Source organism: Thalassotalea sp. ND16A, from assembly GCF_000764205.1.
In the GTDB taxonomy this organism is placed as follows: Bacteria; Pseudomonadota; Gammaproteobacteria; order Enterobacterales; family Alteromonadaceae; genus Thalassotalea_A.
Window position 1 is genome coordinate 11121 of record NZ_JQDZ01000088.1, and the last position, 16342, is coordinate 27462.

3 protein-coding genes are annotated in these 16342 nt (G+C 43.5%); 1 reads left to right on the forward strand and 2 read right to left on the reverse strand.

What is annotated here, in order from left to right:
• Nucleotides 1–54: 54 nt before the first annotated feature.
• Together ND16A_RS21370 and ND16A_RS06130 are read right to left on the reverse strand one after the other, a co-directional pair.
• Complete coding sequence (locus ND16A_RS21370) at nucleotides 55–14811, reverse strand: leucine-rich repeat domain-containing protein (RefSeq protein ID WP_033078263.1); 14757 nt, start codon at nucleotides 14809–14811, stop codon at nucleotides 55–57.
• Between the two features lie 269 nt (nucleotides 14812–15080).
• A complete protein-coding gene (locus tag ND16A_RS06130; RefSeq protein ID WP_033078264.1) occupies nucleotides 15081–15656 on the reverse strand; it encodes a PhnA domain-containing protein in 576 nt (191 codons plus the stop codon).
• Nucleotides 15657–15840: 184 nt separating this feature from the next.
• On the opposite strand from ND16A_RS06130, the gene ND16A_RS06125 reads away from it, so the two are divergent.
• The gene (locus ND16A_RS06125) at nucleotides 15841–16290 is read left to right on the forward strand and encodes an META domain-containing protein (protein ID WP_033078265.1); all 450 of its coding nucleotides are present in this window, start codon (nucleotides 15841–15843) and stop codon (nucleotides 16288–16290) included.
• The last annotated feature ends 52 nt before the right edge of the window (nucleotides 16291–16342 follow it).

The window sequence follows — 16342 nt, forward strand, 5'->3', positions numbered from 1 at the left end:
TAGCCAAGAAATAAGCGACGATCACAAATTGGAACAGCCGCTATTCGTGTTCTCTTACTGAATAACATTCACACCATTAGCTTGCAATTGACTGATTTGTGATTGGTCTGCCAAAGGAATATTTGTTATCGCTAAATCCATCGGTCCATCATGATTCAATAAAGGTGATAAATCAGTGACTTGAGTATTTGAAATATCTAACCATGCAAGCTTCACTAACGAGGCAAATGTTGAAATATCTGAGATACCATTGTCGTTAACATACAGGTTCGTTAAACCAGCTAAGCTGTCTATTCCAGTTAAGTCGGCAATTCCGTAGCCACCACAGTTTAAATTGGTGACATGTTGGGCATATGTATCCGTAGGATAATTAGCTAACACACAATTTGCCAGGTTAACGTCAGTAAATACGACATCGGCCAGAGTCATCGCACTGCTTAGTGACGGGTCTTCCGGGAAGGCATCTTCCGCGTTAGGCACACCATCATTATCGATATCATTGGCATCGTATTGATAGTATTCACCTTCAACAAAAACCCCTCTGTTAATAAATTCATCCACTTGAGATATATCGTTAAGAGCCACATTGTTCAGGCCGAGATACGATAAATGTTCTGAGGTAAATAACGGTGACAAGTCTTTAATGTTAGTGTCATTTAAGTTCACATTATCTAAATTTGGTAACGTAGCTAAAATACTAAAATCTTCAATGCCAGTGTTTTGCATTGCTAAGCCAAATAGGTTTGGCAAACCGGCAAGAGGCGTAATATCGGTGACGTTAGTCCAATAAAAAGTTAGCCCGCCAAGGTTCTCTAAACCAGACAGAGGCGTTAAATCTGCAACCTCAGTGCTGCCAAAGCTTAACCAATTTAATTCATACAACGAACTAAGCGCGGCCAAATCCGTGATCGCCGTACCATCTACCGATAGAGATGTTAACTGAGTCAGATTGGCTATCACAGTGATGTCTGATACTTGCGTATGTGAAATATCCAGGTTCGTTAGATTGACTAAACCGGATAGCACAGTGACATCTGTTATCTCGTTTCCATTTACGTGCAAGGTGGATAACTTATCAAACTGTGCAAGGCCGGTTAAATCGGTGATCCCTTGGTAACCACAATATAGCTCTCTGACCGATTGCGCATAATCAGTTGGCAGATAGTTGTTTAGAATACAGTTTTCCAAGTTCACATCGGTAAATGCGATGTCAGAAATTAATAAAGAGCTGTTCAGTGAGGCATCTTCGGGGAATGCATCATCCACATTTGGCACACCGTCACCATCAATATCGTTTTCATCGTATTGAGTAACCGTACCTTCAACCGACTTCCCTTGTTCTTGCAATGCTGTAACCTGAGACGGGTCCATCAAGGTTAACCCGTCAACTCCAAGCCACCACAAATTAGGTTTATCAAGTGCAGGAGCTAAATCATGGACTCGAGAATTCGTAAGGTTTAATGATGAAATGTTATCTAAATCATTAACAACACTTATGTCTGACACATGAGTGTAGGCAGCTCTAAGCTCAGATAAGTTATCCAAGTTGGTAAGCATACTGATATCGCTTATCACAGTATGTGAAATATCCAACATCTGAAGTTTAGTCAAACCTGCAACGGCATCTAAGCTGGTAATATTCGTGTCACTAATGTCTAACCATTCAAGCTTCACTAACGAAGCTAATGCTGAAATTTCTGAGATATCATTGTTATTGATATACAGGCTCGTTAAACCAGTTAAGGTTTCCATGCCCGTTAAGTTGGTAATGCCCAGGCCTGTACACCATAAACCAGTGACATGTTGAGCATAAGTATCTGTAGAATAATTGCTTAACACACAATTTGCCAAATTAGCGTCGCTAAAAACGACATCGGCCAGAGTCATATCACTACTTAGTGATGGGTCTTCCGGGAAGGCATCGTCCGCATTAGGCACACCATCATTATCAATATCGTTAGCATCGTATTGATAGTATTCACCCCATACATTGACGCCATTACCTGCAAGCAGGCTTACTTGATTGATATCGTCTAAACCCACTTGGTCAAGACCCAAATTCCAGAAATTACTAAGCATCAATAAGGCCGATAAATCACGTACCTGTGTATTGCTTATTTCTAAGTAGCTCAGATTGGTTAAAGTCGCCAATGCACTGATATCTGCAACTGAGGTATTGTGTATGGTTAAATCATTCAGATTAATTAATCCTGAAATCGGGGATAAATCAGTCACTAACGTCTGCCATAAATTTAAGCTCGTTAAATTAGTTAACCCTGACAATGCTGTTAAATCTGCAACATCAGTACTACCAAAACTTAACCAATTTAATTCATACAATGCACTAAGCGCAGCCAAGTCGGTGATCGCCGTATCATCTAATGATAAAAATGTTAACTGCGTCAAGTTAGCTATCGCAGTAATGTCCGCTACTGGTGTATAAGAAATATCTAGATTCGATAGTTTTGATAACGTTGTTAAAGCTTCTAAATCAGAGACTTGTGTGCCACTGACATTCAATTCTCTCAAAGAGATTAAATTACCAATACCTTCGATAGAGGATAACTCTCTTCCTCCACAATATAAATGTTCGATTGACTCAATAAATACATCATGTTGATTATTTTCTAAAATACACGCTAATAATTCTGCATTACCCAAATCTAAAGAGCTTAATGGTGTGCCTTCAGTTAGTTCAGAATTAAAAGGAAAATCATCCGCTCTATCACCAACACCATCACCGTCTGAATCGTTTTGCTCGTTAGCATCGTTTGGCGCCCAATCAGCATTGTCGCCGACACCATCACCATCTGAATCAACCCACTCACCGGCATTTAATGCAAACGCATCATCAACGTTTAAGACACCATCGTTATCCAGGTCATCATCCTGGCTGTCAATGATGCCATCACTATCTGAGTCTAAACCTAAATCGAATACTTCGTAGAACTGGATCCGAGCCGGAATGTAGTTGCGCCACATTGGTGCATTGCCGGTAGACCAAACATCGTCATTCCATTGTTCATACTCTAGAACATAAACACGGTTGCCAATTTGTTGTAATGGCACCCAGGTACGTTTGCGTAATTGGTTACAGCCCCAGTCATCCGGGTTACAGTCACTGTGATACATGCCGTCCCATTCAGACCCATACGCCGTTATTTCGATGGCATTCAAATCACCATACTGCCAATGCCAGGTATCCCAACCCGATTTGTAGTTATTAAAATAGACATCATCGCCCCAAACACGTTTTACCATACCATCGTCTTCCAGACGGAAACCAAACACATGATTCGGATTTAGATTGCCTTGACCATCAAATGCACCTGGATTGGTCAAGGTAAAGCTATTCATCGCAAATTGATTCATTAATGGCGAAACAGAGCTGCCAGCATCATAGTTTGCAACAATGGAATAGTTACTCGTCTTAATGCCTGCCGTTTCAGCAACCACCAACACTTCGTCAATGGTGGCCAAATCTTGGAAACGTGTCATCGTTACCGTACCACCATTGTCATAAGTTAAGACTAAAGACCCGTCAACAATCGACCAGGTATAACCAATGCCACTGACAGATGCACTGCCACTGTAGTCTGCATTAAACGTACCGATATCTGCAGTCAATTGCCACATAGCATCGCCAGTAAACTCATCCAAATTCATTGGCATGCCCCAACTGCTACCGGCGATTTCACCTTCGGTAAACGCCGATACCGTAAGAGCGCTGACATCGCTGAGAGTTACACTGTTTGTATCTTCAACAGAGACGCTTATTACCCCTTCACCCAATAATGCATCGTTTTCCCATTGTTGGGCAAAACGATAATCGCTAATACTGGTTTGCCAGAATGTTTGGGTTGTGGCGTCGGCATCCACTAAATTCCATTTTCGTGAAGATACAGAGTACAATACTTCTAATTGATAACTACCATTATTGTTAACGAAATCATCGGCAACCTGCTGGCTGATAATACCCCTTTCTACCAATTCCCATGGTTCAAGATACGTCACACCTTCGACCGGTGCATTGATGTTCATCACCAGTTCATCATTTGCCAAGGTGTATGTAAAACCTACTGAACCAGCCCCATTAATCGACTCACCCGTTCCGGCGGCGAAGATATATTGACTGCCGGCACCGTGACCTAAGTTGAATGTTGGCTCAACAAAGCGGCCTTCATTAAGGTGTACGTACTGGCTTTTCAGTTCACTTTCGCTGAACGTTTGTGCTGCTGAAATATCGCCATTATCTGGCGCTAAATCAAGATCATTATCAACACCATCGCCATCACGATCGGTATCGGCATTATCACCAATTCCGTCACCATCTAAGTCCGACCACTCAGCAGCATCAAATGGGAAGGTATCGTTGCCGTTGTCTACGCCATCGTTGTCGTTGTCCCAGTCAGAATTATCACCGATAAAGTCGCCGTCAAAATCTGCAGATTCGCGATTATCGAATGGGAAGGCATCGTTCCAATTCATTACACCATCGTTGTCATTATCATCGTCAACTGAATCGGCAATACCATCATTATCGGAGTCTAAGCCTAAATCATACGTTTCATAGAATACAACTCGACCGGCAATATTTGTTCTCCATGCGGGTTCCGCGTTTGGATCCCAGGTATTGTCATTCCACTGTTCAAATTCAAGTACATACACTCGGTTGCCGACTTCTTTTAGAGGCACCCAAGTACGTTGACGGAAAGGATTACAACCGTAGTCTGCAACATTACATTCATCGTAATTGCCATTCCACTCTGACCATTTCGCTTCGAGTTGCACTGAGCCAAAATCGCCCCAAGTCCAAGACCACTGATCCCAACCTGACTTATAATCGTTTAAATCAACATTGCCATCCCAGATGCGCGTTGCACGACCACCAGCCTCCAGGCGGTAGCCAAAAACGTCTTCAGGATATACGTTACCCTGCTCATCGAGTCTGTCGGTATTGGTTAATGAAAAACTGTTCATTGCAAACTGATTCATCAATGGATCAATCGTTGCCTCGCTAAACTCGGTAAGCATTAAGTAACGGCTGGTCTTAATGCCATTAGCATCGGTCACTACCATAGCTTCATCAATATTTGCCAAGTTTTGTAAGCGAGTGATCGTTACCGTACCACCGTTAGCATAAGTTAATACCAGGTCACCGTTTACAACAGCCCAATCAAAACTGGCACCATTAAAGTGAGTAGAACCGGTAAAATCATTATTAAAGGTGGTTACATCCGAAGCCAAACGAGTTCGCCCATCAGCAGATAACTCATCTAAACTGGCAGGTAGAGCCCACATTAAGTCACTAAACTCTGCTTCCGAGAATGCAGAAGATGTGAGTGTTGCGGCATCGGTTAAGGTCATGGTGCCTGTTGTCTCTAATGCTACATTTTCAACACCTACACCTAATAACTCATCATTAATCCAAGCTTCAACAAAGCGATATGCGGTCACCGTGGTTTCATAGAATGTTTGCGTGTTAACCCCATCGGCAACTAAGTACCAACGAAGACTGACATTGGCTTCGATGACTTCAACCGCATCACCACCATAAACATTGACATAGTCATTAACTGCTTGTTCTGTAGCAATTCCTCTTTCGACCAAGTCCCATGGATTAAGCCAGGTGTAGCTCTCATTTGGTGTATCCATGTGAATGGTGAGCTCATCATTGGCAAAGCCATAAGTTACGCCATTACTCTGTTGATGAGTAATGATTTCACCCGCATTCGCAGCTAAGTTGTATTGAGCACCACCAATGTAGCTAACTTTGTAAGATGGCTCGGCCAAGTGGCCAGGGTATAACTGCACATAGCTTGATTTCAATTGTGCTTGAGTAAACGTTAGTGCCACCGAAACATCAGAGTTTTCAGGGTCTAAGTCATCTTCATTTAATACCCCGTCACCATCAATATCGGTATCGCTGTTATCGCCAACACCATCACCGTCTAAGTCAGACCATTCAGTATCGTCTAACGGGAAGGCGTCATTGTCATTATCTACACCATCGTTGTCATGGTCAGTATCAACATTATCACCAAGACCATCTTGGTCAACATCAGCCCATTCATTACTATCAAAGACAAAGGCATCGACGTCATTGTTATAACCATCACCATCGATATCGTCATCCTGGCTATCGGTAATACCGTCACCATCAGAATCTAGACCTATGTCTAATACTTGATAGAACTGAATACGTGGTTGGATTGCCATATACCAATTGGGCTCTGCACCATAATTCCACGCTTCTGAGTTGCGCTCTTCGTATTCGATTACATAAACTCGCTCGCCTACTTGCTGAACTGGCACCCAGACGCGTTTGCGCACTGGACTACAATCCCAGTCATCCGGGTTACAATCGGCATGCCAATTTTCATTGCCATCCATATATGCGGTCATTTCAGCTGAGCCAAAATCGCCCCAGTTCAGCTGCCAGGTATCCCAACCCGATTGATAATTATTAAAGTCGACATCTCCACGCCAAACTCGAGTTGCCACGCCATTATCTTGTAAGCGATAACCAAACACTTCATTCAAATCGAAGTTACCTTCATCATCGTAGGCATTTGGGTTGGTTAATGAGAAACTGTTTTGCGCAAAGTTATTCACTAATGGCTCAAGACTGGCATTGCCCCAAGGCGCAATCATCTGATACGAGCTGCTTTTAATGCCGACACTATCAGTCACCACTAACACTTCATCAATTTCAGCAAAGTCTTGATATCGCGTCATCCGCACAGAGCCACCACTTGGGTAGGATAATTCGAGCGTTCCATTATCAAGTGACCAAAGGAAGGTGCTACCACTGATCACATTAGAGCCACTGTAATCTTCAGCAAAGCTTGCAATATCTGCGGCTAAACGATATTGGATATTTTCACCCGATTCATCCAGGTTCGTCGGCATTGCCCAGTTACCGGCAATTAATTCTGCCTCGGTAAACCCGGTTTGGGTTAATGACGCTAAATTGATTAACTCAGTTGAGCTTGAATCTTCTAAGGTTACAACGTCAGTTTCTATCCCAATCAGTTGTTCTTGGTCCCAAGCATTTGCAAAGCGATATTCGGTTACTGTGGTATCCCAGAACGTTTGTTTATTGCCCTCACTGATAACCAGATTCCACTTACGAGAAACTACGGTGTAGAAGATTTCTAATTGGTAATCACCATGGTTATTGATAAAGTCATCGGCAGCTTGTTGACTGACCACTCCAATGTTTGCTAACTGTTGAGGATCCCAGTAACTCGTAGCTTGAACCGGGGCATCAAGCGTCATCACTAGTTCGTCATCTGCTACGGTATAGCTAAACGTGCTAGTACCTGCTGACGAAATACTCTCACCAAGACCACCGGTAAAGCGATATTGAAAACCATTGCTGCTGCCTAATCGGAACGTTGGCTCTGCACCGTGACTTTCTGATAGGTAAATGTAGTTGCTATGTAGTTCTGACTCAGTAAAGGTCATTGCCGCTGTAATGTCAGCATCTTCCGGTGCTAAATCAACGTCGTTATTAACACCGTCACCATCAATATCGGTATCGGTGTTATCACCTTCACCGTCTGCATCTAAATCAGACCATTCGGTGCTATCTAGTGGAAAGGCATCGTCATCATTGTTTACGCCATCGCCATCTTTATCTTCATCAGTATTATCACCAATGCGATCACCATCCAAATCTGATGATTCCGCGCTATCCAATGCAAATGCATCGTCAACGTTTAGTACACCATCGTTGTCCATGTCATCATCTTCATTGTCGGCGATACCATCATTATCGGAATCTAAACCTAAATCAAATACTTCGTAGAATTGAACCCTAGGCGCAATATTAACTCGCCAAATAGGATTTTCCGCATCAGAGAATAACCAATGCTCATCATTCCATTCTTCCCATTCAATCACATAAACACGATTGTCTATTTGTTTAATAGGCTTCCAAAAACGTTTTCTTAGTGGGTTACATGTATATTCATCAAGAATACAATCACTGTGGTATACATCACTCTCATGATAATTAGCGGCCATTGAAATAGCACCAAACTCTTCAGTTTGCCAATGCCAAGTATCCCAACCTGATTTGTAGTTATTTAAATCTACATTACCATCCCATATGCGGGTTACTTTGCCATCAGATTCTAATCGGAAACCAAATACATCATTGGGATCTATATTTCCATCCACATCAATAGTATTCGGGCTGGTAAATGAGAAACTATTGAGGGCAAATTTATTCATTAATGGCGTAAGTGAAGCATTGTCATCGATTGGAGCCACAATAACGTACTTACTATTGGTATTACCGTTGTAGTTACCGACAACAAGTACTTCATCAATATTTGTTAACGATTGCACTCGAGTTAACGTAGCTTGGCTACCATCACCCAATGTCACTATCAATTCATCACCGCTAATTTGCCAAGTAAAGGCACTTTCCGATAGTGCTAAGCTACCAGTAAAGTCAGCACTAAAAGTAGCAATATCCGCGGTAAACATTTGCTGCATATCACCCGATTCATTATCTCCACCAAGAGGCATTGCCCAAGGTCCAGCTAATAATTCAGATTCAGTAAACGGGGTAATGGTTAAAGATGCTGCGTCAGTTATTGTTAAAGAGTCGTTAGATTCAATAGCAACCACGTCATTTTCCAGACCAATTAATTGTTCCTGGACAGATAAGTCTTCAAACCGGTAGTTTGTGACATTGGTGATCCAGAACGTCTGAGTATTAACACCACTACCGGTTAACTGCCAACGATCTTCGGCAAATGAGATAAATACGCCAACTTGGCTCTCACCATTAAGGTTAATATATTCATCAGCCGCTTGTTGAGTAATTACACCGCCGTTAACCAAGCTAGAAACATCCATATAACTTAATGATTCAACAGGGTTAGTTACCGTTCGAGTCATTACATTGTTTAACAGTGCATAAGAGTAATCCGTACGACCAGACCAGTTTAGGTCATAACTAGCCCCTTCATTAAATGAGTACTGGCTACCTGTCTGATGGCCAACACTGAATGTTGGTTCGGAAATACGGCCAGCCATAATTAATACATAATCAGCCTTTAAATCAGCCGCAGTAAAAGCTTGTGCTGTATGAATATCCTCATCATCTGGCGCTAAATCAACGTCGTTATCAACGCCATCACCATCGCGGTCGGTATCGGTGTTATCACCAATGCCGTCGCCGTCTAAATCAGACCACTCGCTATCATCTAACGGGAAGGCGTCATCTTCGTTAGCAACACCATCGTTGTCTTGATCAGGATCTATGGTATCCGGAAGCTCATCTCTATCGGTATCGACATAATTAAATGCCGCTTCGATGTCAGCTTTGGCAATATCGTTAAATAGTATGGCAGGTTCTTGTGAAGAACCTGCTGCAGCAACATAACCAACACGAACAATAGTTTGATCGACTTCAAGCTGACTATCCTCCACCAGGAACATAGTTTGCTCTTCAGCATCCCGTTCAACGCTATTGTTGATCCATTCAGGGGTAGTGAATGTGTAAACAGTATTGCTGCCAACTTGCACTTCAGTAAGTGGAACCTGATCTATTTGCTCATATTGCCAAACATGGTTTTGGTATTCGATAAATACGACTTGTTGGTTTGCACCATTAAATTGGCCATCGTCAGATACTACATACGCTTGGATATAAGTGGAACCTGTGCCACCAATCCAAATTGCACTACCAAAAGTACCTACATCATTACCCGCAACATTGACCACATCAGCCATTGAAAGAGCAGGCACAATACCTTCATTGCTATCTAACCATGAAACTGCCACCGCATTATCGCAAGTTAAGTTATTATCGAACCAGTGATGGTAGTTGCTGTCACAATAGAATGAGTACGAAGCGTCCTGTTGAGTGATCGCCGTATAATAAGCTTTCGCCCCCACGGTAAATATAGTTGATTCAGCAATTACCGTTTCAAACTCTTCATCCAAAATGGTAGTAAGCGGGAATCCTTCAATATCCAACTCTTCGAAGTCGAGGAATAATGTTTTTTCACTGCTGAGAAGTGTTAAGGTTTCACCTTCTGCACCATAGCTGTCAGCGGTGTATAGGTCAGGATCATTAACGATACCAGTTTCTGTTACTAAGAAGTCATTGCTAGGCTCATCATCTGCAACCCAATCGCCTAATACAGAATCGTAGAAAGTAATCACTTCCTCTACGCCTTCATTGATATCGCCTTTATCGAAGTAAACCGCGGTGATTTCGCCGTTTTCTTCCTCAGTGTCACCTTCAAACCAGGTAACACCGCCAACCATGGCCGCTTGCTCATTAACGTCTAGTACACGAGTTGCCGTAATGTTTGCCGCCTCGGTACAAGCATCGCCTACATTTTCTTCCGTAAATGAGAATGCAAAAGTATCGGTAGCTGAGTCATACAGACCATCTGCAGAGACAAAGCTGCCATCATTGAATGAGAACGTGCCATCCAAGTTCACCGTGCCGTTAATACCTCCGCCTTCAATATCTACTTCTTCATGACCGACAATATGTAGTGTTTCCTCAGTCATTGTGACGACAACAATTTCTGCTTCTACCGGCGCTGGTGAACATTGGCCGTCAACACCGGTTTGCGTATATTCTTGCTTGATCAACCAACGACCATTCAGATCAAATGAGTAGCCATCACATACATCACCAATACCGTTATTATCAGTATCTAGCTGGTCTTCATTGGCAATCGCTGGACAGTTATCTGAATTATCGCCTACGGTGTCGCTATCTGTATCAGTTGTTTCAGTGGCATCAGTCGGAAATACATCATCAGCATTTAATGCACCGTCACCATCAATATCGGTGTCAGTAGCATCTGAGATGAAATCGCCATCGAGATCGGCAGGAACGTCTGTAGCTAATAACGGGTCAGTGCCTGCGACCGTTTCATCCGCATCGGTAAAGCCATCGCCATCATCGTCTGTATCGGCATTATTACCGGTGCCATCGGCATCGGTATCTACAGTTTCAGTGGCATCGTTAGGGAAGGCATCATCGTCATTTAATGCACCATCACCATCAATATCGGTATCGGTAGCATCGGAGATGAAATCGCCATCGAGATCGGCAGGCACGCTGCTAGCGAGTAGTGGGTTCGTACCTGCTGCCGTTTCATCCGCATCGGTATAGCCATCGCCATCATCATCGGTATCGGCATTGTTACCAGTACCATCGGCATCGGTATCTGTCGTTTCTGTGGCATCACTCGGGAAGGCATCATCAACATTCAATACACCGTCACCATCAATATCGAGATCGGTTGCATCCGAAACAAAATCACCATCCATATCAGCAGGTACATCTGAGTCTAATAATGGGTCTGTGCCCGCGGCAATTTCATCAACATCGGTGAAGCCGTCATTATCGTCATCGAGATCGGCATTATTACCGGTACCATCTGCATCTGCATCTGCAGATTCTGAAGGGTCCATTGGGAATAGATCATTAATATTTAATACGCCATCACCATCAATATCGAGATCGGTGGCATCGGAGATGAAATCACCATCTAAATCGGCGGGTACGCTTGACTCTGATAATGGATCGGTGCCAGCTGCAGTTTCATCTTCATCGGTAAAACCATCCCCGTCATCATCGGTATCGGCATTATTACCGGTACCGTCAAGATCCGTATCTGTGGTCTCTGTTGCATCATTCGGGAAGGCATCATCATCATTTAATGCACCATCGCCATCAATATCGGTATCAGTGGCATCAGAGATGAAATCACCATCCATATCTTCTGGCACATCGGTAGCTAATAGAGGATCACTGCCGGCGGCAAGTTCATCTTCATCGGTATAGCCATCATTATCGTCATCAAGATCGGCATTGTTACCGGTACCATCACCATCAGTATCGGCTGATTCTGCCGGATCGGTTGGGAATAAATCATCCGCATTTTCTACACCATCACCATCAATGTCGGTGTCAGTGGCATCGGAGATAAAATCACCATCTAAATCGGCGGGTACACTGCTGGCTGACAAAGGGTTTGTGCCGGCGGCAACTTCATCAACATCGGTAAATTGATCACCATCATCATCAAGGTCGGCATTATTGCCAATACCATCTAAGTCGGTATCTACTGATTCGCTGGCATCCATCGGGAACGCATCACTGGCGTTATTTACGCCATCGCCATCAATATCGGTATCGGCATTATCGCCTTTACCGTCATTATCTGTGTCAACACTTTCCGAGGCATCTAGTGGGAAACTATCATCGCCGTTTGCGACACCATCGCCATCAATATCAGGGTCTGTGTTGTTACCTACGCCATCACCATCGGTGTCAACGCTTTCACTGGCATCAAAATCAAACGCATCATCGGCATTTAACACACCATCATTATCGATATCGTCATCGCTGACATCGGCAATAAAATCACCATCAAAGTCGGCAGGTTTACTGCTGGCATCGAGTGGGTCAGAGCCAACCGCTATTTCGTCAGCATCTGAGTATTGATCGTTGTCATCATCGAGATCGGCATTGTTACCTACGCCATCCGAATCGGTATCTAGCCATTCATTAACGTCAAGTGCAAAGGCATCATCAACATCAGCAACACCATCATTATCGTCATCACTGTCCGGGGTTAAACCACCGCTATCGGCAAGGCCATCACCATCGGTATCAACAAATGTTTCACTTGGTACCGCAGCATTATTGTCATCAGAATCTTGCTCGGTTGGCCAGCCGTCGTTATCGGCATCCACCGCATTAAACTTAGCGGCATCTAATGGGTAGTCGTCTTCCGCATCAACGACTCCATCGTTATCATCGTCGTTATCACAAGCGTCACCAAAGGCATCGTCATCGGAGTTCATTTGGAAGGTATTGGCAACTAAAGGACAGTTATCGCTATTATTACCCACGCTATCTTTATCGGTATCGAAGCGTTCGGTCGGGTCAAGTGGCAAGGCATCGACATTATCAAACACGCCATCGCCATCAGAATCATTGTTTAATGTGTCTGTGCCCAATAAAATTTCAGTTTCATCGGCTAAACTATCGCCGTCGTCATCTTCATCGTAGTAATTGGCAATACCATCATTATCGGTATCTATTGAGGCAAAACCATCGTATGGAAACAAGTCATCAGCATTGGCAACATTATCGCCATCAATATCGCTATCACTATTATCACCAATACCATCCATATCCAGATCTTTTGACTCGTTAGCGTCTAATGGGAAAACATCATCCACATCCGCTACACCATCATTATCATCATCATTATCGGCGGCTAAGCCACCCGTATCCGCCTGGCCATCGCCATCGCTGTCAAGGTAATCAATACCGGGGTTACTGGCATCGCTGTCATCTGGATCTTGGCCAACAGGCCAGCTATCGTTGTCTTCATCAACCGCATTGGAACGTGTGCTATCGAGTGGAAAATCATCGGCATCATCCAATACCGTATCATTATCATCATCGGTATCGGCGTTATTGCCAATGCCATCTAAATCGGTATCTGTGGTTTCAGTAGCATCAAACGGGAAGGCATCACGGTCATCATCGACACCATCATTGTCATCGTCATTATCTGAGCGTTCAGTATCAATGGTTGTGGTGCGAGCACCATCGACAACAATGTAGGCCACATCTGGCATACCATCCTGGTCAAAATCACTATCTGCTGCAGCATCTTCCGGATACGCATCAATCGAATTTAAAACACCATCACCATCAATATCGGGCGAGGTTTCAGCCGGCGCAAGTTCAATTACTTCTTCACTGTCTGCAAACGCGGTGGTATCGGTGTCGGTATTACCGGTTTGCTCGGTTTCTTCAAGGAGAAGTTCTTTTACGTCACTTACCGTTCTGCCTTCGGGATCATTGGGGATCGGCAAAGTCGCAGGATCTTGTTCTAACACTTCCAGCGCCGTTTCGGGATAGCTTTCAGTTTCGACGCCATCCACAGCACCATCAATGATACCGTCAGATAAATCGGCGGCTAAATCATCAACGATGCTATCGGTAGTAATGTCTGAATCGCCACTCAATTGTTTAATTTCATAAACCACGGCAGTCAACGCTTCTACCGCACTTCGGTAAGCCGCGGTTGAGGCTTGCTCACCGGCAGAGTCAGTCGTTTCATTAATCAGTGGTGGGGTATTAAATAGATCGACATCGTCTTCCAGACCAAAGCCAAGAGTTGATTTTACTTGCTCTTGCGCCACCGGGATTGCCGCTAAAATCTCAGCATCGGTGACCGTACCATCATCATTACCGGTATATGGCGCAACATTAGAATCGGCATTTTTAAAAATAAGCGAAACCGTCATATCGGTTAACGGGGTGGCAAATATTTGCTGTCCCCCAGATAACATCTCATCCGTTAATAGGGTTTTCATTACCTCAATCACCGGGTATTGGCCGGTGGTAATATCTGTGGTGCCTTCTGTTGCACTAATTTCTAGAATATAAGGGGGGGAGAGAGGGAAAGGGAGAGATAAATTTTCAATTTGGGCTGACGCATCGGTATTACCGGTACCGGCAACCGTACCAAAGAAGTTTTCATTGTCCGGATTAATCGCATAAACGGTAACATTGGCTGCCGCCAAAGGCCCTTTTACACCACTACCGAAAATCGTTATCGTATCTGGTTCCGGATCCGGATCTGGGTCAGGAGTTGGATCAGGGGTAAATAAAGGAACCTTTACCTTAGGTTCAGGTTTTGGATCTGAATCACTGCCACAACCATAAATAACGGTTGCAGAGATAAAAATGAATAATATTTTTACATATTTAGAGAACGCAATGCGCAAGGTGAGCATAGTGATAAGTCCCTTTATTTGTTGTTATTTTTTGAAATGTAAGGTAAATCCGGATCCTCACATTTTTGTTATTAATGAAATATGATAGCGTTTTCTTAACAAAAAGAAAACACTTTATGAAATACTTTGTAACATATGACCGTAGAGCAATAAACAATCAACTGGGGAGTCAACGTACAAGTACAAGAGCAGGGAAGATACAGCGAATATTTGCCTAACAATAAGAGCAGTAGGTAGAATAACTTAACTGCTCTGCTCGATGGATGGCGTTACATTTTTTTTACATAATCACTAATAATCACGATGCGAGTGCCGTTTACTTTGCCTTCAATATGTAAGGGATTTGAAGTCAACGAAATATTACGCACCGCGGTACCCCGCTTTGCAGTAAAGTTTGCGCCTTTCACCACTAAATCTTTGATCAGCACTACATTATCACCGCCAGCAAGAGGGGCCTTGTTGTTATCTAACGTTGCTTCATCCGCTTCTAGCGCATCTCCTGCGGCAGAATCGGCCCATTCACGCACGTCATCTTCTAGATAGATCATATCCAGCGCATCCTGGGCCCAGCTTTCGCTATTCAAACGCTTAAGCATACGGTATGCCATTACTTGTACGGCCGGTACTTGTGACCACATACTGTCATTTAAGCATCGCCAGTGATTCATGTCATAATCAGCATCGGTACTGTTGATCTGAGTAGCACAGTGTGAACAAACCAATACGCTTTTATCTGAATTTGGCTCGGCTACTGGCGGAACTTCATAAATAGAAAGGTTATCTTGTGCGCCACAAAGCTCACATTTATCGCCACTGCGATCTCTAAGGGTTTGTTCGAGAGACATGTGCATCGTCCTAGGGTTAGTGAAAACTCGCTATTATGCCTAAATTTACCATGATTACCAGCAACCGCTTAATGTTCCGCCGTTAAAATCACCGTTGTTAGCCAACAATGGTGAAATGCTGTTTCTTAATTGCATAGATAGCACTATGATTATTATAATATTTTTTGAATTCCAGGGAGTTAAGATGACTAGTTTGATTAAAAACATAGGCTTGAGTATAAGTCTTTTATTCGCCGCTGTTGGCTGTCAAAGTCAGCCCGGGGCTGACGTTGCAACTAAGCAATTAACGTTAACCGGGCAAGTGTGGCAATTGACCACCTTAGCCGGAAATAAAGCGGTTAGTGGCGACAATAATAACACCGTCAATATCGAGTTTTTAGCGGAAAACAATACATATCGAGGATTTGCTGGCTGCAATAATTATTCCGGCAGCTATATGGCAAAGGCTGAAAAACTTGAACTTGGTCCGGCAAGAGCCACCCGTAAATATTGTGCACAAAGCTCAACGCAAGAATCGGTTTTGTTTAAAGCAATGGCTGCGGTCAGCACTTACCGCATTGACAATAAAACTTTTACCCTCAAAGATGATCTTAATCAGGTATTAGCGGTATTTATCGCCGTCGCCACAAAATAAGCTCTATTCTCGCCTTTGTTTAGCAGTTATAATTTCACCACTAAACAAAGAG

What these genes read in the sequence shown, in the direction of transcription:
- ND16A_RS06130 (WP_033078264.1), bottom strand. Translation starts at nt 15,656, where the DNA reads ATGTCTCTCGAACAAACCCTTAGAGATCGCAGTGGCGATAAATGTGAG.
- ND16A_RS21370 (WP_033078263.1), bottom strand. Translation starts at nt 14,811, where the DNA reads ATGCTCACCTTGCGCATTGCGTTCTCTAAATATGTAAAAATATTATTC.
- ND16A_RS06125 (WP_033078265.1), top strand. Translation starts at nt 15,841, where the DNA reads ATGACTAGTTTGATTAAAAACATAGGCTTGAGTATAAGTCTTTTATTC.